The organism is Microvirga ossetica (genome assembly GCF_002741015.1).
GTDB lineage: Bacteria > Pseudomonadota > Alphaproteobacteria > Rhizobiales > Beijerinckiaceae > Microvirga > Microvirga ossetica.
Genome location: NZ_CP016616.1, coordinates 1780727 through 1799063, shown reverse-complemented (window position 1 = coordinate 1799063; position 18337 = coordinate 1780727). Strand labels below are relative to the sequence as shown.

Genomic DNA, 18337 nt, shown 5'->3' with positions numbered 1-18337 from the left:
CGGAAACACCACTGTCATTCCGGGGCGCCATAGGCGAGCCCGGAATCCATAAACGCTGACAATGCAGTATGAGCCGCTGCGTTGTCCGGAGCGAATTTCTTTCCGATGTCGTGGTTATGGATCCCCGCCTGCGCGGGGATGACAGTGGAGGGTTTGACGTACGTCGAGCATCGCGGCTACCGCTTCCTCTCCGACAGCCAGATGCCGCCGAGCACGAGGGCAAGGCCGATGGCGTGGTAGAGGGCGAAGGGCTCGCCGAGCAGCATCACTGCGAGCAGCGCACCGAAGACCGGCACGAGATTGACGAAGAGCCCGGCCCGCGCCGGGCCGATCAGCTCGACGCCGCGGATGAAGAAGATCTGCGAGAGCAGCGAGGGCATGAGCGCGACATAGAGCAGGATGAGCCAGCCCTTCGGGGTCGGGAACTGCGCCGTGCCCTGAACGAGCTCCATCCCGACCAGAGGCAGGGAGCTGGCGAAGGCCACGACCGCGATGGCGGCGAAGAACACGAGGCTCGGAACGGCCGGGCGGTAGCGCAGGCCGAGGGTGTAGATCGAATAGAACACGCAGGCGATCAGCATCCACACGTCACCGATATTGAGGGCGAGAGTCTTCAGGATCTGCCAATCCGCCTTCACGGACACGATCATCACACCGATGAGGGTCACGATCATGCCGATGATCTGCAGCGGGATCACGCGGGCGCGGAAGAATAGCACCATCGCGACAAGCACGAAGACCGGGATCGAACCCTGGAAAAGAGTGATGTTGATCGCGCTCGTGTGGTGGGCGGCGGCATAGAACAGCGCATTGAAGGCGGTGAGCCCGAAGATGCCCATGAGGGTCGTGAACAGCCAGCGTTCCTTGAGCTGCGGCCATTCCGCCACGACCTGGCGGCCGACCAGCGGCGTCAGGATCGCCACCACGATCACCCAGCGCAGGCAGGTGAGCACCATGGGCGAGACCTGGTCCACGGCGAGCCGCCCGGCGATCCCGTTGCCGGCCCACATGAGGGTAGTCAGAACCAGCAGCAGATAGGCTTGCCCCCACAGTCCCTTCCAGAGCGAATGCAGGATTTTCATCGGGGCCGGACCTTCTAGCGCCTCGTGCGCAAAATTGGGACCACTTTTGCGCGATGAACGATGCGCTCACGTTACGAAGATTGTATCGGATTGACCCCAAAAGCGGGTTCCACGTTCGGGTCCGATACAATTGCACTTGCCGCCGCGCGCCGTTTGGCTAAACCGGCACCGAACGGAGCGGGTGGACGCATGGGCTTACGGTTTCTGGTGGTCGAGGGCAATACGCGGGGCGCAAGGCTGGCCCACAGGGAAGCCTATGGACTCACGCCTTCGGAATCCTATGCGGAGGTGATTCAGGCCATCGAGCGGGACGCCGTGTGCGACATCGCCCTTCCGGCGGACGAGGGTGCGAACCTGCCGGATGCGGCGGGGCTCGAATCCTATGACGGCATCGTGCTCACCGGCTCGCATCTCAACATCTACGACCGCACCCCGGACATCCTGCGCCAGATCGACCTGATGCGGGCGGTCTATGCCTCGCAGACCCCGTCGTTCGGCTCCTGCTGGGGGCTGCAGATGGCCGCGGTTGCCGCGGACGGCGACGTGCGGCCGAATCCGCTCGGGCGGGAAGTTGGCATCGCGCGAAAGCTGACTCGGACGGAGGCAGGGCAGGCGCATCCGATGCTCGACGGCCGCCCGGCCGCCTATGACGCGCCCGCCATCCACCTCGATGCGGTAACGACTCTGCCGGGCGATTGCACGGTGCTGGCCGGCAATGCGGTCTCGCCGGTCCAGGCGGCCGAGATCCGCAACAGCGGCGGCGTGTTCTGGGGCGTGCAATATCATCCGGAATTCTCCCTGGGCGAACTCGCGATCATCCTGAAACGCCGCACCGACATCCTCGTGCGCGAGGGCTTCTGCCGCTCGGCCGAGGATGCCATCGCCTATGCGCAGGACTTCGCCGCTCTCAGCAAGGATCCGTCGCGCTTCGATCTCGCCTGGCGGCACGGCATCGACGCGGAAATCCTCGACCCCCAGCGCCGCACCCGCGAAATCCGCAACTTCGTCGAGCACCGGGTGAAGACGCAAAAGAGCGCGCGCGGACGGGCTTGAGGTAAAGCGGTGCTTCACCGCCTTCTCCCGCTCCCACCCGGGAGAGGGGAGATCGCGGGTGTTACGCGCGGCGAGCCCGCTCAGGCAGGCGCCCGTTCCTCCACCTTGGGCCTGCTCACCTGCAGGACGGTCAGGCGCTTCGATTCACCCGTGCGCGTCATCCACCCGATCGATTGTCCGAGGGGGAGCCCGATGAGAGCGGTTCCGATCGGCGTCAGCACCGAGATCCTTCCCTTCGCAATGTCGGCTTCGTGCGGATAAACCAGCGTGACCGTCTGCACGCGTCCGGTCGTGTCGTCGCGGAAATCGACATCGCAGCCCATATGGACGGCATCCGCGCGCTGCTTCCCTCCAGGCAGGATGTGAGCCCGGTCGAGTTCCTCGGCGAGCTCGCGCGCCACGTCCGGCATCGTGTGCAGGGCGGCTTCGGCCAGAGCCGAAAGCTTCTCGTGATCGGCCGCGGTCAGGGTGATCCGTGGCTTCGCTGGGCCGGCTGTTCTCTTGGCCATTCGATGTCTCCTGTTCTCAAAAATATCGCAGCGTGGGACGCTGCATCGGGACCTGGATCGTCATCGGATTCCGGTGGTCTGTGGGGTGGATCGAAGCAGTCCGGCCTCACCGCATCGGGGGGGCGCGTCCTTCGGAGGCGGAGAGCCTTGCTGGTCTGGTCCGCGGACGGGTCGCGCGGCCCTTCGGGCCCGCACGATGCGCAAGCTTGCAGAGACGATAAGCACGCGTCGGACGAGCCGGCACTGCCCTCACAAGATGTCCAGTGGTTCAGAGGTGTTGGAGCGCCCCGAGCTCGGAGCGCGGACGCGCGTTGAGCTCGGGGCTAATTGCCCGCGATGAGGTTGCCTGCTCGGTGCAGGCCTCGACGGTATCGGAAAAGGCTCAACATGATGGACTTAAGGCTCCTACACCCCGCCAAGTTTGTCAAATGACGGCAAAGCCTCTCTCTCATGTCATCCCCGGCGGCCGTAAGGCCGGGAAGGGGATCCACTCACAGCCGCTGCGGCGCCAGATTCCCTTCCCCTCCGATGGCCGCGCCATCTCCGGCCGGGACTGACACTGACGGTTCGCCTCATCCTCTCACGTCATCCCCGGGCTTGTCCCGGGGATCTCGATGCGAAAGGCGCCGCGCCTCACCGTTCGGGATGGCCGGCACGAGGCCGGCCATGACGTGGGAGGGTGACAGGAGGGGGTGAGCGGAAGAGCGCGGGCAACGTTATGTTCTCACTTTGTTCTTGACATCATTCCCAATCTTAGCTATACCCTTGCGCAGGATCTGCTCCTGACGAGGGGCGCGCTCGCGAGGCGTCGCAGTGTGGGAGCAGGCACGGTCCCGTGACAGGTCTCGCACCCCTGTCGACGGGAGGCCCAGGCTGCGTGCCGCTGAATAGGGATTGGTCCCAGGCCCCCGCTGACGTTGCGGTTCCCGCCTGGCGCAGTCACCGAACCGGCACCGCCTGTCCGCCTAAAAAAGCCGTGCGCGAAGCGGCCTCCCGGCTCTTCCATCATCACCATGCATCATCGAGCCGGGCCGCCCTTCGCGCCACCCTCGATCGCACCAAAAGGCTCGGAGCCAAACGGCTCCGGGCCCCATGGTGCTGGCTGTTTGACATCGCTCTTTGACATCGAAGATCGCCACTCCCCTCGCCGTCATGGCTGGACTCGATCCGGCCACCCACGTCTTGCGACCCTCTGCGCTGTCAAGACGTGGATCCCCGGATCAAGTCCGGGGATGACGGCGAGGAGCCTGAGAGATCAGCACGAGAAGGGCAGAGGCGCGCGGGGCTCCCTCTCCCGGGTGGGAGAGGGTTGGGGTGAGGGCAGGCCAGTGCCGGATGAGGCGAAGCCATCGGTTCGGCTTTCGGCAGGCCGTGGTGCTTCCTCGTCGCGGGCGCACCCTCACCTTCGATCCCTCCCTCTTGCGGAGAGGGAGGAGCGCGCCATCCTGCGCCCGATCTCGGATCGGCGAGCGGTATCGCGCCCTCTGCTTTCCATCCGATGGAAACCATATTCCCGCCCATCGGGGCCGATATGATCTCGGGATCGAGGCTCATTCCGCCTTGACCTGACGCGCGCGATCCACCATGAGGGTTTGCAAGGTTTTTACCCAACCCTGGCCTTGCGCCGGGGTTTTTTTATGTGAGGCTTGAGCGATGGCGAACGTGGTTGTCGTGGGCGCCCAATGGGGCGACGAAGGCAAGGGCAAGATCGTCGACTGGCTGTCCGAACAGGCGGACGTGGTCGTGCGGTTCCAGGGCGGGCACAATGCCGGCCATACCCTCGTGATCGGCGACAAGGTCTACAAGCTGTCGCTGCTGCCCTCCGGCGTCGTGCGTCCGAACAAGCTCTCCGTCATCGGCAACGGCGTCGTGCTCGATCCGCATGCGCTCGCCGGCGAAGTGGCGCGCCTCGCCGAGCAGGGGGTCTCGATCACCCGCGAGAACCTGCGCGTCGCCGAGAACGCCACGCTGATCCTCTCCATTCACCGAGAGCTCGATGCCCTGCGTGAAAGCGGCAGCGCCGGCACGAAAATCGGCACCACCAAGCGCGGCATCGGTCCGGCCTACGAGGACAAGGCAGGCCGCCGTGCGATCCGTCTCATGGATCTCGCCGACCTCAGCAGCCTCCCCGAAAAGATCGACCGGCTGCTGACGCATCACAATGCCCTGCGCCGCGGCTTTGGGCTCGAGGAGTTCAAGCCCGAGGCGATCTACGAGGAGCTCGCCTCGGTCGCGCCAAAGGTGCTGCCCTACATGGACGCCGTGTGGCGCCTGCTCGACGACGAGCGCCGCGCCGGCAAGCGCATTCTGTTCGAGGGCGCGCAGGGCGCGCTGCTCGATGTGGATCACGGCACCTATCCCTTCGTCACCTCCTCCAACACCGTGGCTGGACAGGCTGCCACCGGTTCGGGCCTTGGCCCCGGCGCTGTGGGCTACGTGCTCGGCATCGCCAAGGCCTACACGACCCGCGTCGGCGAGGGACCGTTCCCGACCGAGCTGTTCGACGAGACCGGCGAGCTGATCGGCCAGAAGGGCAAGGAATTCGGCGTGGTCACGGGCCGCAAGCGCCGCTGCGGCTGGTTCGATGCCACCCTGGTGCGACAGACCGTGAGCACCTCCGGCATCGACGGCATCGCGCTGACCAAGCTCGACATCCTCGACGGCTTCGAGACCATCAAGATCGGCGTCGGCTACAGGCTCGACGGCGAGACCATCGACTACTTCCCGGCAAGCCAGGGAGCGCAGGCGCGGGTCGAGCCGATCTACGAGGAAATCGAAGGCTGGAGCGGCTCGACAGCGGGTGCACGGTCCTGGGCGGACCTGCCGGCGCAGGCGATCAAATATGTCCGCCGGGTCGAGGAGCTGATCGGGGCGCCCGTCGCCGTGCTCTCCACCTCGCCGGAGCGTGACGACACAATCCTGATGAAGAACCCCTTTGAGGGTTGACGGCGGAGCCGCAGCGGGTCATTCCCAGGGAGAAATGGCAGATTATTACCCTCTCATCGCGCGGGCCGTCGAAGGCCTGCCCGAGCAATCCCGCGACCAGCGGCACGCGGTGTACGAGCGTGCCCGTACGGCACTGATCGCGCAGCTGCGCAACCTCAACCCGCCCTTAAGCGAGGCGGAGATCCAGCAGGAAGGCCGCTCCCTCGACGAGGCGATCACCCGCGTCGAGGCCGATTATGCGGCGGCGGGCGGGGCCGATGCGGGTGATGGCCCAGCCGCCGATGCCGGCGATCACCTGGGAGCCGGAGGATCGCGCGCCGCGACACCGGCTCACGGCCTGCGCGCCCCGGCGCCGCAGGCGGCAGCCGAGGAGGAGGCGGAGGACGCCGCCGCCTACGCCGAGCCCGCCGTCGCCCGGCCGAAGGTCGACAGCCGGCCTCATCCGGCCATGCAGAGCAAGGGGCGGACGCGGACGATCATCTTCGGATCGGTCCTCGCGCTGGTGATCGCCGCCATCGCCGCCTTCGCCTTCCTGTGGCGCGACAGGCCCGAGGATCTGGCGCCGGAAACGCCCGTTGCCGAGGCGCCGCAGGCGCCGCCCGTCGATTCCAAGATCAACGAGAGGGTCGGAGGAGGGCAGGCTCCGTCGGCGCCGGCAGCGACTCCCGCTCCCCGTCAGGAGGTTGCAGCGGTTCAGCGGGCCGTCTTCTACGAGGAGGATCCCGCCAATCCGCAGACGCCGAAGGCCCAGGTCGGACGCGTGACCTGGCGCCTCGAAGACGTCAATCCCGGTCAGGGCCAGCCGCTCGAGCGGGCCGTCACAGCGACGATCGAGATCCCTGATGCGGGGCTGAACATGCGGATGGTCCTGCGGCGCAACCTCGACACGACCCTGCCGGCCTCGCATACGGTGGAGCTCACCTTCACCACCCGCGAGGGCGACCTGACCCGCGTCATCCGCGATGTGGGCCTCCTGCAGTTCAAGGACGAGGAAGCGGCCCGCGGCACGCCGGTGGCCGGGCTCCCCGTGCCGGTGCGCGAGAACCTGTTCCTGATCGGCCTGTCCAACCTGCAGGTCGACGTGGCGCGCAACACCCAATTGTTCGTGCGCCGCAACTGGATCGACCTGCCTGTGCGCATGGCCTCGGGCCAGCGCGCCATCCTGAGCTTCGAGAAGGGCGCCTCCGGCAATCAGATCCTCAACGACGCCTTCAGCCAGTGGCAATAGGCTAAGCCCGGATCTCACAGCAAAAAGCCGCGCGGAAGCGCGGCTTTTTTCATGGTTTCAATGCTGATGGGATACTTCAGGGTTGAGCATCGGATCAACCCCAAAGCGGCGTCCACTTTTGGGTCCGATGCTCTAAGCCTCGGCCGAGGTCGTCTCGATCTGGGTCAGGTTCTTTTTGACCGCCTCTTGGATCTTCTCGAAGGCGCGAACCTCGATCTGGCGGACGCGCTCGCGGGAGACGCCGAACTCGGTGGAGAGCTCCTCCAGGGTGATCGGGTCGTCCGAGAGACGCCTAGCCTCGAAGATGCGGCGCTCGCGCGGGTTGAGCACGGAGAGCGCGCCGCGAAGAGCCTTCAGCCTGTTCTGGCCTTCCTCCTCCTCGACGAGCACCTGTTCCTGGCTCTGGCCATGGTCGACGAGCCAGTCCTGCCATTCGCCACCGCCTTCGCCTTCATCGCGCAGTGGCGAATTGAGCGATGAATCACCGCCAAGCCTGCGGTTCATGTCCACCACATCCTGCTCGGTCACACCGAGCTGGGTGGCGATCTGCTTGACGTGGTCAGGGTGCAAGTCGCCTTCCTCGAAGGCGGAGATGCGGCCCTTGGCCTTGCGCAGGTTGAAGAACAGCTTCTTCTGGTTCGCGGTGGTGCCCATCTTCACGAGGGACCAGGATCGCAGGATGTATTCTTGAATCGCCGCCTTGATCCACCACATGGCATAAGTGGCGAGGCGGAAGCCCTTGTCGGGCTCGAAGCGCTTGACGGCCTGCATCAGGCCGACATTGCCTTCTGACACCACCTCGCCGATCGGCAGGCCGTAGCCGCGATAGCCCATGGCGATCTTGGCGACCAGGCGCAGGTGGGACGTGACGAGCTTGTGAGCGGCCTCGCGATCTCCATGCTCGCGCCAGCTTTTGGCGAGCATGTATTCCTCATGCGGCTCGAGCATGGGGAAGCGACGGATCTCGTCGAGATAGCGCGAAAGGCCTCCTTCATTGGCAAGCACCGGAAGCGCTGCAGCCATGTCTTCTCCTCCTTTGGCTCCCTCACAGTGAGGCAAGCCTGTGGCGACCCCCCTCCATGGCCGGCCGCCGAACGTGTCAATATAAGCGGTTCAACCTTGTCCGAATAGAGGCATCAGGCTTCAAGACGTAGTGAACGCTCCAGACTCGCGAGGGTGCCAGCGTGGCCGCATTTTGCGGCCGATTGACGCTAAATCGGTTGCCTCAACGCCAGCAGAAGCGCGGCCATATCGGCGGGAAGATCGCTCTCGAAACGTAAAAATTCGCCGCTGCGCGGATGCTCGAAGCCGAGGATCGCAGCGTGCAGCGCTTGCCGGTTCAGAGCGGTCAGGGCCTCCCGCTGCGGTTCGCCAAGACGGTTCGCCTTGGTCTTGAAGCCGGAGCCGTAGGTGGCGTCGCCAAGCAGCGGATGGCCGATATGCGCCATGTGCACCCGGATCTGATGCGTGCGCCCCGTTTCCAGCTCGCAGCGCACGAGGCTCGCGATCGGCAGGGCAGGGGGCAGGTTCTCCGCGACCTCGTAATGGGTGATGGCGTAGCGCCCGCGCTCCCCGCCGACCACGACGATCTTCTCGCGGTTATGCGTGGAGCGGGCGAGCGCTGCCTCCACCGTTCCGCGCCGCCGCTCGGGCACGCCCCAGAGGATCGCCAGGTAGGAGCGCTCCAGCGGCCCGGTGCGGCCGTGATCGGCGAATTGCGCCGCGAGCGCCTGATGGGCGAGGTCGTTCTTGGCCACCACGAGCAGGCCCGAGGTGTCCTTGTCGAGCCGATGCACAATGCCCGGTCGCTTCACGCCGCCGATGCCGGAGAGGCTCTCCCCGCAATGGGCGATCAGCGCATTGACCAGCGTGCCGGAATCGTGGCCGGCGGCGGGATGGACGACAAGCCCGGGCGGCTTGTCGATCACGATCAGGTCCTCGTCCTCGTAGACGATGACGAGTTCCATCGCTTCGCCGGCGGGCTCCGCCGGGACCGCCGGCGGCACCGTCAGCGCGATCCGCGCTCCGCCTGCGACCTTGCGGTTCGGGTCGAGCACCGGCACGCCGTCGACGGCCACCTGGCCGTCCCGGATCAGGGCCTGCAGGCGGCTGCGCGACAGATCGCCCTGCAGCCGCGCCAGCACCCGGTCGAGCCGCTCGGCCCCCAGGGTGTCGTCCAAGTGCCATTCCAGTCGGGTCGCCTCGTTCACCGTATCCTCGTTCCATCTGGCCCTTCGCTTTTTTCAGCAAAAGGGCTTGAAGCAAATCAGAAGGGTGGTTATACGAGCGGCCTCCACCTTGCTAGCTCCCTTCGTCTAGCGGTCTAGGACGTCGCCCTCTCACGGCGAAAACAGGGGTTCGAGTCCCCTAGGGAGCGCCAAAGGTTTCAAGGACTTAGCCCCGCCGGATGCGGGGCTTTTGTGTTTTTGTCCTAGATTTTGTCGAGAATGCAGGGGCGTCCAGCCCTGTTTCAGGCCTTCCATTTGCGGGCTAAGACTGCGGTGAGAGTTCGACCTACTGCATCAGTTCGGTTCCTGTGAGCCAGCCTTATCACATTGTCCAACGGGATCTTCCTAAGTGGGATCTAGGCGCGTAAACGCCGTGCCGCCCGGCCCTGAAGGTATGTCACTAGCGTACTAGGCGCAGGCATAACTCTTTGAGTACGGAGGAAAGGCATGGGCGGCGATGACGACTTCAACCAGCTGATCGCCAGTCTGGGTGATATTCTCGCGTTTTCGGACGATGGCCAGAGCCTCGGCGTCGGCATCGAGATCTCTGACAGCATTGACGCAGCGGCCATCCGGCACAAGGCCGGCCTCTCGCAGGCGGCCTTTGCCCGCCGCATCGGGGTATCGGTAGGCACGATCCGCAACTGGGAGCAGGGACGCCGCTCGCCGCAGGGACCAGCCCGCATTCTACTGGCGCTGCTGGATCGGAATCCGAGGATTGTCGAGGAGACCCTCGGTGATAGAGAGGAGGCCCAGCGCATCTCCTTGGCGCCACAAGAGGTCAGTTAGTAACTGAATTGCCGAATAATGTGCATCCCGCATTCTCCCGGCCCTCAATCTCAATTAGGTGAGAAGCTCCTGCCATGGAAGTTCGCAGGGATAGTCCCATGGAACGCCGGCGGCGTTGGAGAGATCCTGCATGATGGTGCGAACCAGATCGTTGAATTCAGATCGTGGGCCGACCGAGTAGCGGGGCAAGGTAACGCTTCCACTGCTCATTTCATCGCCAAAATCCCAATCGTCAGCCCATTGGAGAACTGCCGGTTTCGCGGTGAGCATCTCAAATTCCAACCCGAACTCTACTGCATCCCATGCCAGCCTGGACCGGAGCCGATCAACTTGGGAAAGCGCTCCGGCTACAAGGCCGATGATCCAGGTTGCGTAAATCTCTGAATAGCGTTGGCTTGTATTATCCTTGGATTGCCGTCTCTTATGGGCCAAGCGAAATTCAATCAGTGCATCTCCGGTCAAGAGTCTTGAAACGCCCACCAGCCCATCTGGTGGAGATGACTGAAGTGACCGGAGGTGGATCTTAGGAAGGTCGCTAAATTTCCGAGCAGGATACTCGCACGAGTATTGTTGCTCTCCGACCTTTATTGAGAACCCACGGCCTTGCCACCAGAGATCCTGTCGTGAGGTGACAGCGGCGATCGTATGCGGCGTCGTCGGAAGGGCTGTCGCTCGCATGATGAGGGGGTGAATGTTACCTTCCTGATCTAGGGACTTTAGGGTCCCATAGGTGGAGCGCATGTCCTTCTGTCGCCCCTGAAACACCTGCTCGATACGATCTCCTGTCCGCGCCAGGCTGAGTGTTAGGTCTCTAATCTCCCGCACGTCCATCACAGCCGCCCGCTCTCCTCGCCGAATATAAAAGTCCCTGGTAGATGTTAGTCGGTGCGGTGCCATAAGGGATTTACCGACACGCATGACGACATATCCTGCTCCAGCGTCGTCGACGGGGAGAGCCTTGGCCTCGACCATCGCCAGCCGAGGCTCAATCGTGTCTTCTGTTGCGTCGATGAGGCGCCGCGCCAGGTCCTCGCACTTCGGCAAGGGTTCAAGCCGCTCTGCACGTCGGGGATGATCACGGGTCTCATGAAGTCCAAGGACAAGAGTGCCGCCCTCGGCATTCGCGAAGGCCACAACTTCCGCAAGGATCTGGTCCCGGGCATAAGGGCCGATCCTGTCGCCCTTCTCGATCCAGCGATCCGCTGTCTGTGGCTGTCCCTTCTCCGGCTTGAAGGGAAGCGTTCCTTTGAACTCGAGTTCGTTGGTCTCACGGGCTTCGGCGTCCACCAGGGCCTCTAGGTCGCTCACTAGGATCGAATCGATTGATTTCCGGAGAATGGACATAGGTACCTTAGAGGGGATGGGCTTGGGGGCCCGCAATGTCACACGAGTTGAATAGGCTCGGCAACAGCGGGTTCCCGTCGTTGTCCTAGCATCCGATTTCCTTCAGTCGAGTGAGGGGAACCATTCCATACTGAGGATTATGCGAATTGCTCGGCGGCTTTCGCGCGCCTGCCAAGCCTGCTAGACGGTCTCATGGCTATCCTCGACCGCTTCCCGACACTTGAAGATCTTTTACAGGCACAGCCCGAGGATCTCGGCGCAGAGTTGGTCCTCTACCTTCAAATCCTTGAGAGAAATGGGTCGCTATACGAAGACGGATTGCCTGATCGAATCCTTGAGCTTTATGGAGCTCGTACCCAAAGGCCACCCGGGCTCGTACTCATCGTCTCGGAGGCTCTTGCATGGGCGAGGCGGTCACTTCTTGTCGTTCGGGATATGTCGCAGAGCTCGCATGGATTCATTGCTCTATCGAGAGAAGGGCGAGCTTTTACCCGTGGAACACTCGACCGCATGCGGCTCCGCGAGATCCTACCCGATATCCTCCTTCACCCAGCGATCCGCCAAACCTGCCTGGATATCTTCAATGCCGGCCACTATGAGGCCGCAGTATTCGAGGCTTTTAAACAACTCGAGATTGCCATCAGGGATGCCGCTAGACTAGGCGCTCACGAGCATGGGCGCCCCATGGTGACAGCTGCCTTCCAGGCGAAGGACCCCGGGGGAGCGCTCTGCGGCACCGGTCAGTCTGGAGCGGTTTACAGCCTTTGCCGCCATTGGAGCCACGTTCTGCCTCGGCTACCCGAAACACCGCCTCCCCATCCTCGTGCTGCTGGTGGGGATCGTTGGGTTTTTTGAGGTGGCCCAGAACTATGTTCCAGGCCGCCATGGGCGCCTGCCGGACGGCCTTGTGAAGGCGTCAGGCGTCTCCTTGGGGCCGCTTTCGCCGCCTTCATTAGCCGCTATGGCGGCCTTCTCCGTGAAACCGGAGCGGATGAAGAACTCTAGTTCGGTTTGGCTTGAGGGATACGCCCTGACAAGACCATAGGGGATTGCTCATTGGTATCCGGTCCATCCGGCATGATGAGCACAGAAACGGCGCGGCCTTGAGAGGCCAAGGCATCTGCGGCATTGAAGGCTGAATCTTCAGCTTCCTCACGCGTGGGATACGCCATCTGGGTGTGATCCCCGTATGTGACCAACCACTCATTCTGAACCTGGAACACAACAAAGCGCTCGGTGTGCGTTGAGAGCATTGCCGCCTCCCCTTGAGGTAAGCAACTGCAAGGCTAGCATGCCCATTACCAAAGCAGCCGGTTGAAAAGGATAGAACGCTGTCTACTCAGAGGAGGCGGCTATCCCGAAGGATAATGCTCCTCCGACTACGGCAAATGCTTCTAAACTTGCCTCGCGTTCCATACTGGAGGTTATGCGAATTACGAAGGCCAGTTTTCACGCGCGAGGCAATAAAAAGGGCCGCGCCCGGTCTTATGACCATGTTCGCGACCCTCAGCCCGCAATTGCCCCTACGCGCCGGGACGGGTATTAGCGGGAAAAGCGTCCATCCGCCTTGCTGTCATGCGCCAATGATTTGTTTGTTCCAGACCTGCTGCACCGGCGCTCTCGTGGGATCCAGCGTGTTCCATACCGTCGCTTATGCGAAATGGCGAGCTAACAGCCGCCCCGCACAGCGACCACGTCACGGCCCTTCTCGGTCAGGACTGCCACATTCCGGTTATCGGGGCTGAGCATGGCATATCCGCTGCTGAACAGCCTATGCAGTGTTGCGGTGAGCCGGACATGAGTATCATCATGCATCCAGCTGTAATCATCAGCTCTGTCAGATCGGTAGACGCGGCAGGCGGGCTTTTTGTCCAGAAGATTGAGCGTGCGCAATTGCGCCTGACTGATGGTCATGGATGCGATCCCTGATCAGGTCACGTTCGTAGCCTAGCGTTTATGGAAAGGATCCGCGCCCAGCCTTTGACTGTGTTCGCGGCTTTTCGGTCCGTATTGCCCCTACTGATGCTCCTGTATAAGAAACCTCCTTGATATCTACAATAAGTACGTATGCCTATAGCAGGAGCAAATACGTCAAAATACTACAAATAATTTTAGCACATCTTCGAAATAAGGCGTTCTTCATCTTGATAGATGATTGTTCAATCAGCTTTGTTTTGCCTCTTGGAAGCCGTAATTTGACACGTCACCTTCAGGTAGAGCTTAAGAAAATAATCGGGGTTGCCACAACAATAAAGCGACTGTCTAGATGCGGCCTTAATCGAGACACATATTTGTAAGGTATATGTTGATACCGGCCTTTTATTTTGCCCCTACGGGTCGGACCTCAGAGTACCCCTCGAAAGAGTGGGTGCTTTCTTTTTTTCGACTTAGATTTTCAGGAAAATTGGCCCACGCCCCGAACCATTCCATACTGGGGCTTATGCGAAATTCATGGGCATCGGCTTCACCGGCTCGACAAGTCGGCCAACTCGTGCAGTGGCGGATTCTCACAGGCTGAGGTGACGATTGCAGCAAGAACAGGACGGCCTGGGACACTCCGTCCAAAATAGCGATTTAGCTTGCCCCAGTAGAAGTCAGCCCGTGTCTTCAACACCGGCTGTTCAGAATAAGTTTCTCCACCAAACAGGAAGACAAGACGTTGCTCCCCGGCCAACTGGGCCAGCAGGGATCGCTGCCATCCTTGAGGGGCTACTTCCGTGACCCGCACCTGACAACCTTCAGCAGTCCCATACACCCAGGCCAAGTCTTCGGCAGGGGTTATCCGTCTGACTTCGAAGCCTCGTTGCTCCAACAGCTCTGTAACCCCACCCGGGAACACTGGAACTTCAGGCGCAGCAGGTGTGAGAAGTGTGAGGCCTGGAAGCTTAAGGAACACCGTCGCTGCCAGCAACAAACTGAAACCAATGCCAAGCGAAGGCCGGATGGTCACGTCAGACGGGAAGGAAGCCCGCGCAGCAACATCACGCCTAGCTCCGAACAGGCAGATCGCCACGGTTGCCCCAAGGATCAGCCAACTGGCCACTGTTGCCCCAACCGCGCCGTGGATCAGGTCGAAATGTTCAGGATAGAGCCCTAACAGACTGATCCGGGTCACGTTGATGACAACCACCGCCATGCATGCAAGTGCCACCCACCCGAGATCCCGCAGCGAGCCGTGCCGATCAGAGACCTTGGCAACTGTTACCCAACACAGGATCGCCAGCGACACGTTGGCCAACGACGAGCAACCCGGAGCAATCCAGAGGTAGCCTGAACCATCGACGAACTGGATCGCATTGCCGAGACGAGGCGTTCCCACCAGCCATCCCACCAGGGCGGCATCAGCCTGCAGGATGGACCCGCTTAAGGCCGCAAACAGCAGGCGGCTCCAGAACATCGGGACTGTCAGGGCGAGGAGAATCCAGGTGCCCCGATGAAGGAGACTCGAGCGTGACGATGTCCGCAGCAGGTGGATGGCCATACCAGCAAGGGCCAGCCAGCTCAGTGGAACGACTGGCACCAGGAAGGCCAGGAGAGCGCCAGCGGCCACAAGCCGATCCGAACGGCTCACCGGCTGCATGGGACCACGCAGCAGGAAGGCGAGGCTGAGGACCCAGGCAACCCAGACAATGATGCTAATGTCGAAGGTATTCACCAGCGCCGCAGCAACCCCGGTGTTTGCCACCGCGTTGCCGACTCTTTCGCTGATCCCATTGGCAAAGCCGACCACGACTAGTCCGGCGAACAGCTCATTGCGGGAGACAACCGCAGTTGTGCCCTGCTTATCGGTGATCATGGCCTCCACATCTGCTGGTGCAGGGTGCGGGGGCCGCCCATCAATTAGCATGTGACAGCTTATTCGGCCTTGCTGCGGTTGCGGTAGCGCCGCACCAGCACATAGCCGCCAGCCAGAAGCAGGAACGGCAGACCAGCCCCGGCAATCGGGCCAGGGGCGCCCTTGTTGCCGCCGACACTACCACCACCGCCTCCGCCATGGCTCGGACCACCACCATTGCCGCCCCCGGGCTTACCGCCACCGGAGTTCGCCCACCCGTGGTTAAACCACCCCATAGCTTGGGCGGGCACAGCATACGAGGCGGTCATGGCACCGAAGACGGTGGCAGCGACAAGCACGCTTCGCCAGGAATGCATCAATTCCTCCTATCAGAGAATTTCCCTGACCCGTAAACGAAGGAGCTCGAGCTTTAATCTCGCCTCTCAGCCATATTCGCTCGGGGTTGTCTGCCGGGGGTACTCCCGGGAAGGTAGGTACATGTCGGACCTGGATCAGGTTATCTCCCATGCAGCAGCGGTTTCCACGCCCGGATCTGCCGGTCGGAGCAAAAGCGTGGGGGATCACCCAAGAGGCGCCAGTAGCCGATCCCTGCCTGAGGATTTTTGGTCCAACTCCCCACGGACAGCGGGAGAACAGGCGGGGTCTCGTCCTCGGTCAACCAGAGGATCACAGGCGTGCCATCCCGCGGCGCGGTGCTGATTGGGGACCAGCCCTCACTCAGGTTCGTTCTCGCCATGGTGGGCTGGATCCTACGAGTTACTGCGACGTTTGTATGTCGCCTATGGATCCAAGTTGGGGTGGCTGAATGGGTGTTCCTGACGCTGAACGTCGTATCGGAATTAAAGACAGTCAGGTTGAGCTCGACCGGTTCGAGAACCAGGCTGCCACCATCTTGGCCCTCGTTCTGACACTTACTGGCGTGATTTGTGCGATCCTAATGCAAGTTCTGCTCTAAGACGCTCGCCTTGAGCGTTCCATACTGGGCGTTATGCGAAATTGCGGAGCGGCATTCGCGTGAGCGATCTTACCGGAAATAGTTAATGGTCTCGGCCGTGCCGATTGCAAGCGGTACGAGGACGAAGGGGATCCAGAACAGGAGGCACACCAAGAACGTGCCGAGGATCGAGAACCCCGCTGAAACCACGCCGACCGGCTCACCCTGCGCACGCTGTGTGCGGATTGACTGGTAGCGCCCAATGGGACCGGCGACTGGCGCGACGGTGAGGAACAGCCACCTTCGCAACAATTCGACGGGCACCTCTAGGAGTAGCGCCGCAATGACTCCGGGCACCTTGGGCACCCACTCATGCGCTTTCTCTAGGGCCGCGATCACCAATCCCGCAATAAACATTGCCCCGGGTGCCCACCAGTACGGAACGCTGGTCACGGCAGGCACAAAGCGGATGCCGCCATCCATCCAGCGCAACGCCCCGAGGCCGAGGACGACGAGAAGCACCGGGAGGCGGGCCACACCACGAACAGCCAGAGCCACGGCTCGCGCCTAGCGCGGGACGCCGCCATTTCATCGCGCATCGCGCCGAAGAAGCGCGCGATGCCCGCGAGGATGAAGAAGCCGATGGCAAGTACGCCCACGATGCCTACACCCCATCCGAGGCCGGACAGGACTGCGCCGGAGCCAAAGAGCAGGACGCAAAGGATCGCCGCGAGCAGAAAGACGATTGCACCGCTGTTGTCGTTGTTCATGTCTCTGCCCGCCCTACCTTGGCGGGAGAATAATCCGGCGAGGCCCACTTGCGCTAGGGGTGATTAGAGATCCCGATACCCGCGCCGGCGCTTGGCCCGGGCGACCGCCTCGAGCGCCCGGCCGCCCTCCTCCTCGCTCGCGAAGGTCTCGACGAACTCCTGTCCATTCGTTCCGATCCGGCCCCAGTTGCGCACCAAGCGCACGGTCCCGAAGAGGTTCCGCTCGACTTGGTTGAGGATTCGACGGGCTAACCCTCAATTGACCCGCTTCTCCACATCGCCATACTGGCTGTCATGAAGCGCTTTATCGGATTCATCCGCAACGCCCTTGTCCGCCGTACCAAGCAGCAGCCTCAAGCCGGTCTTACAGCTGTCAAGTACGAGGCCGTGTGCCTGATCACTTATGAGGGGAGGGGCGGCATACGCCCGCGCGAGGCAGCAGGCCTTTTATTGCCGTGCGAGAGGAAGCGAGCAGGGATTCCGGTTCTGGTCAGCTATGGCGGCCGAGGTTGATCGACGGGCAGGTGCGAGCACGAACAGGGCCGATGAACGATCTAGATAAGGTGCGCCGGCAACGTGAGGAGGTCGGGGACGGTCGGAGTGAACCAAAATCTCCTGCCTATATGGTGTGAAAGCTGGTGCCGTTCGGGATGTAGCCTTAGGCGTAACTTACAGAGACCTGCTCATAGCCCCCCTCGGCGGCATTGATGCGGGCCGTTCATGTTGAAGCCGATCGATCCTACCTTCCAGTTCAAGCACCGTCCCCTCGAAGCTCGTCGCGGAGTGTATCACGTGGGGCGTCCAGGACGTATCGTTAAGCTTGTATGCCTAGTGTAACCTGAGGTAAGAGCCCGGTATGACTGAAACCTCAAAGCGCCCTATCGTTCTGTCCTCCAAACATTCGGAGGAGATCGTTGATCATCCAATTGGGGACATCGACCGAGACCCAATGTTCTTGGAAGTATTCGGAAAGGCTCGGCCTTTTACTATGACCTCTAAGGAGGTCATGTTCTCTCTATATCAGGCGTCGAAGTATGTTGCCGAGCGCCAACTCCCGGGCGACTTCGTAGAGTGCGGGGTCTGGCGCGGCGGAAGCTCTCTTCTTGCGGCCCTCACCCTTCGGAATTTGGATAAGCCCAAGGGCAGCCTATTTAGAAAGCCAAAGCCTCGGCGGTTCTGGCTCTATGACACCTATGAGGGCATGACCGCTCCAACCGCAGCAGATATAGACATGGGTGGGAACACGGCCAAAGGGTACATGGAGCAGTTCGGGGACGATGGACGTTGGTGCTACGCAGACCTCGCCGACGTGCGCAACACCTTCGCTTCCAACGGGTTCTCGGAAGATCAGGTGCGCCTCATCAAAGGCGATGTTCTCCAAACGCTTCAGACTCACATTCCCGAGAAAATTTCTATTCTCCGGCTCGATACCGACTGGTACGAGTCCACAAAAATGGAACTAGAGGTGCTCTACCCGCGCCTTGTTCGTGGCGGCATCCTGATTATTGACGACTACGGACATTGGGAGGGTTCCCGTAAAGCCGTTGATGAATACTTTTCCAAGCATCCGTCCTTGCTGCTCAACCGCGTCAGCTACGCGGTCCGCATGGCGGTCAAGGTCTAGCCCCGCCCGTATCCGGCAGCACGAAGACCGGCGG

Annotated in this window: 18 protein-coding genes and 1 tRNA gene; 7 read left to right on the top strand and 12 right to left on the bottom strand. The window is 62.0% G+C overall.

The genetic code is table 11. From position 1 onward, the window contains the following. Positions 1-176: 176 nt before the first annotated feature. Entirely contained in the window at positions 177-1082 is a 906-nt protein-coding gene (locus tag BB934_RS08485; RefSeq protein ID WP_099509238.1) for a DMT family transporter, read from the bottom strand. Between the two features lie 189 nt (positions 1083-1271). Here BB934_RS08485 and BB934_RS08480 point away from each other — a divergent pair, with 189 nt between their 5' ends. Then, a complete protein-coding gene (locus tag BB934_RS08480) occupies positions 1272-2135 on the top strand; it encodes a type 1 glutamine amidotransferase (protein WP_099509237.1) in 864 nt (287 codons plus the stop codon). A gap of 80 nt (positions 2136-2215) precedes the next feature. Here BB934_RS08480 and rnk read toward each other — a convergent pair whose 3' ends face one another. Continuing rightward, complete coding sequence (gene rnk / locus BB934_RS08475; protein ID WP_099509236.1) at positions 2216-2644, bottom strand: nucleoside diphosphate kinase regulator; 429 nt, start codon at positions 2642-2644, stop codon at positions 2216-2218. 1653 nt (positions 2645-4297) lie between these two features. Here rnk and BB934_RS08470 point away from each other — a divergent pair. Together BB934_RS08470 and BB934_RS08465 are read left to right on the top strand one after the other, a co-directional pair. Then, on the top strand, positions 4298-5590 hold the full coding sequence (locus BB934_RS08470; protein WP_099509235.1) for an adenylosuccinate synthase: 1293 nt from the start codon (positions 4298-4300) through the stop codon (positions 5588-5590). 34 nt (positions 5591-5624) lie between these two features. After that, on the top strand, positions 5625-6818 hold the full coding sequence (locus tag BB934_RS08465; protein ID WP_099509234.1) for a histidine kinase: 1194 nt from the start codon (positions 5625-5627) through the stop codon (positions 6816-6818). Positions 6819-6950: 132 nt separating this feature from the next. On the opposite strand, the gene rpoH is transcribed toward BB934_RS08465, so the two are convergent. Both rpoH and BB934_RS08455 read right to left on the bottom strand, forming a co-directional pair. After that, a complete protein-coding gene (rpoH, locus tag BB934_RS08460) occupies positions 6951-7841 on the bottom strand; it encodes an RNA polymerase sigma factor RpoH (protein WP_099509233.1) in 891 nt (296 codons plus the stop codon). 188 nt (positions 7842-8029) lie between these two features. Next, a complete protein-coding gene (locus BB934_RS08455) occupies positions 8030-9028 on the bottom strand; it encodes an RluA family pseudouridine synthase (RefSeq protein WP_099509232.1) in 999 nt (332 codons plus the stop codon). A gap of 94 nt (positions 9029-9122) precedes the next feature. Here BB934_RS08455 and BB934_RS08450 point away from each other — a divergent pair. After that, positions 9123-9198 (top strand) — tRNA-Glu (locus BB934_RS08450). Positions 9199-9493: 295 nt separating this feature from the next. Beyond that, positions 9494-9835 carry a helix-turn-helix domain-containing protein gene (locus tag BB934_RS08445; RefSeq protein ID WP_099509231.1) on the top strand — a complete coding sequence of 114 codons (342 nt, stop codon included), beginning with the start codon at positions 9494-9496 and terminating at the stop codon, positions 9833-9835. Between the two features lie 54 nt (positions 9836-9889). Here BB934_RS08445 and BB934_RS08440 read toward each other — a convergent pair whose 3' ends face one another. Continuing rightward, complete coding sequence (locus tag BB934_RS08440) at positions 9890-11122, bottom strand: AlbA family DNA-binding domain-containing protein (protein ID WP_157934089.1); 1233 nt, start codon at positions 11120-11122, stop codon at positions 9890-9892. 249 nt (positions 11123-11371) lie between these two features. Here BB934_RS08440 and BB934_RS50870 point away from each other — a divergent pair, with 249 nt between their 5' ends. Next, on the top strand, positions 11372-12034 hold the full coding sequence (locus tag BB934_RS50870; RefSeq protein ID WP_099509229.1) for a TIGR02391 family protein: 663 nt from the start codon (positions 11372-11374) through the stop codon (positions 12032-12034). Positions 12035-12180: 146 nt separating this feature from the next. Here BB934_RS50870 and BB934_RS08430 read toward each other — a convergent pair whose 3' ends face one another. The 7 genes from BB934_RS08430 to BB934_RS08400 form a co-directional block, all read right to left on the bottom strand. Further along, entirely contained in the window at positions 12181-12432 is a 252-nt protein-coding gene (locus tag BB934_RS08430; protein ID WP_099509228.1) for a hypothetical protein, read from the bottom strand. A 415-nt stretch (positions 12433-12847) separates the two neighbouring features. Next, positions 12848-13093, bottom strand: coding sequence for a hypothetical protein (locus BB934_RS08425; RefSeq protein ID WP_099509227.1), 246 nt, complete (start codon positions 13091-13093; stop codon positions 12848-12850). Positions 13094-13643: 550 nt separating this feature from the next. Further along, complete coding sequence (locus BB934_RS08420; protein WP_099509226.1) at positions 13644-14975, bottom strand: hypothetical protein; 1332 nt, start codon at positions 14973-14975, stop codon at positions 13644-13646. 59 nt (positions 14976-15034) lie between these two features. Further along, on the bottom strand, positions 15035-15331 hold the full coding sequence (locus tag BB934_RS48685; RefSeq protein ID WP_175608882.1) for a hypothetical protein: 297 nt from the start codon (positions 15329-15331) through the stop codon (positions 15035-15037). 668 nt (positions 15332-15999) lie between these two features. Further along, a complete protein-coding gene (locus BB934_RS08410) occupies positions 16000-16392 on the bottom strand; it encodes a hypothetical protein (RefSeq protein WP_157934088.1) in 393 nt (130 codons plus the stop codon). After that, positions 16359-16679: a hypothetical protein gene (locus BB934_RS08405; protein ID WP_099509224.1), complete on the bottom strand. Its 321-nt coding sequence runs from the start codon at positions 16677-16679 to the stop codon at positions 16359-16361. The genes BB934_RS08410 and BB934_RS08405 overlap by 34 nt, the downstream gene beginning before the upstream one ends. A gap of 63 nt (positions 16680-16742) precedes the next feature. Then, complete coding sequence (locus BB934_RS08400; RefSeq protein WP_237050301.1) at positions 16743-16874, bottom strand: WGR domain-containing protein; 132 nt, start codon at positions 16872-16874, stop codon at positions 16743-16745. Positions 16875-17535: 661 nt separating this feature from the next. On the opposite strand from BB934_RS08400, the gene BB934_RS08395 reads away from it, so the two are divergent. Next, complete coding sequence (locus tag BB934_RS08395; protein WP_099509222.1) at positions 17536-18303, top strand: TylF/MycF/NovP-related O-methyltransferase; 768 nt, start codon at positions 17536-17538, stop codon at positions 18301-18303. The last annotated feature ends 34 nt before the right edge of the window (positions 18304-18337 follow it).

What these genes read in the sequence shown, in the direction of transcription:
- BB934_RS08485 (WP_099509238.1), bottom strand. Translation starts at nt 1,082, where the DNA reads ATGAAAATCCTGCATTCGCTCTGGAAGGGACTGTGGGGGCAAGCCTAT.
- BB934_RS08480 (WP_099509237.1), top strand. Translation starts at nt 1,272, where the DNA reads ATGGGCTTACGGTTTCTGGTGGTCGAGGGCAATACGCGGGGCGCAAGG.
- rnk (WP_099509236.1), bottom strand. Translation starts at nt 2,644, where the DNA reads ATGGCCAAGAGAACAGCCGGCCCAGCGAAGCCACGGATCACCCTGACC.
- BB934_RS08470 (WP_099509235.1), top strand. Translation starts at nt 4,298, where the DNA reads ATGGCGAACGTGGTTGTCGTGGGCGCCCAATGGGGCGACGAAGGCAAG.
- BB934_RS08465 (WP_099509234.1), top strand. Translation starts at nt 5,625, where the DNA reads ATGGCAGATTATTACCCTCTCATCGCGCGGGCCGTCGAAGGCCTGCCC.
- rpoH (WP_099509233.1), bottom strand. Translation starts at nt 7,841, where the DNA reads ATGGCTGCAGCGCTTCCGGTGCTTGCCAATGAAGGAGGCCTTTCGCGC.
- BB934_RS08445 (WP_099509231.1), top strand. Translation starts at nt 9,494, where the DNA reads ATGGGCGGCGATGACGACTTCAACCAGCTGATCGCCAGTCTGGGTGAT.
- BB934_RS50870 (WP_099509229.1), top strand. Translation starts at nt 11,372, where the DNA reads ATGGCTATCCTCGACCGCTTCCCGACACTTGAAGATCTTTTACAGGCA.
- BB934_RS08430 (WP_099509228.1), bottom strand. Translation starts at nt 12,432, where the DNA reads ATGCTCTCAACGCACACCGAGCGCTTTGTTGTGTTCCAGGTTCAGAAT.
- BB934_RS08425 (WP_099509227.1), bottom strand. Translation starts at nt 13,093, where the DNA reads ATGACCATCAGTCAGGCGCAATTGCGCACGCTCAATCTTCTGGACAAA.
- BB934_RS08420 (WP_099509226.1), bottom strand. Translation starts at nt 14,975, where the DNA reads ATGATCACCGATAAGCAGGGCACAACTGCGGTTGTCTCCCGCAATGAG.
- BB934_RS48685 (WP_175608882.1), bottom strand. Translation starts at nt 15,331, where the DNA reads ATGCATTCCTGGCGAAGCGTGCTTGTCGCTGCCACCGTCTTCGGTGCC.
- BB934_RS08410 (WP_157934088.1), bottom strand. Translation starts at nt 16,392, where the DNA reads ATGGATGGCGGCATCCGCTTTGTGCCTGCCGTGACCAGCGTTCCGTAC.
- BB934_RS08405 (WP_099509224.1), bottom strand. Translation starts at nt 16,679, where the DNA reads ATGAACAACGACAACAGCGGTGCAATCGTCTTTCTGCTCGCGGCGATC.
- BB934_RS08395 (WP_099509222.1), top strand. Translation starts at nt 17,536, where the DNA reads ATGACTGAAACCTCAAAGCGCCCTATCGTTCTGTCCTCCAAACATTCG.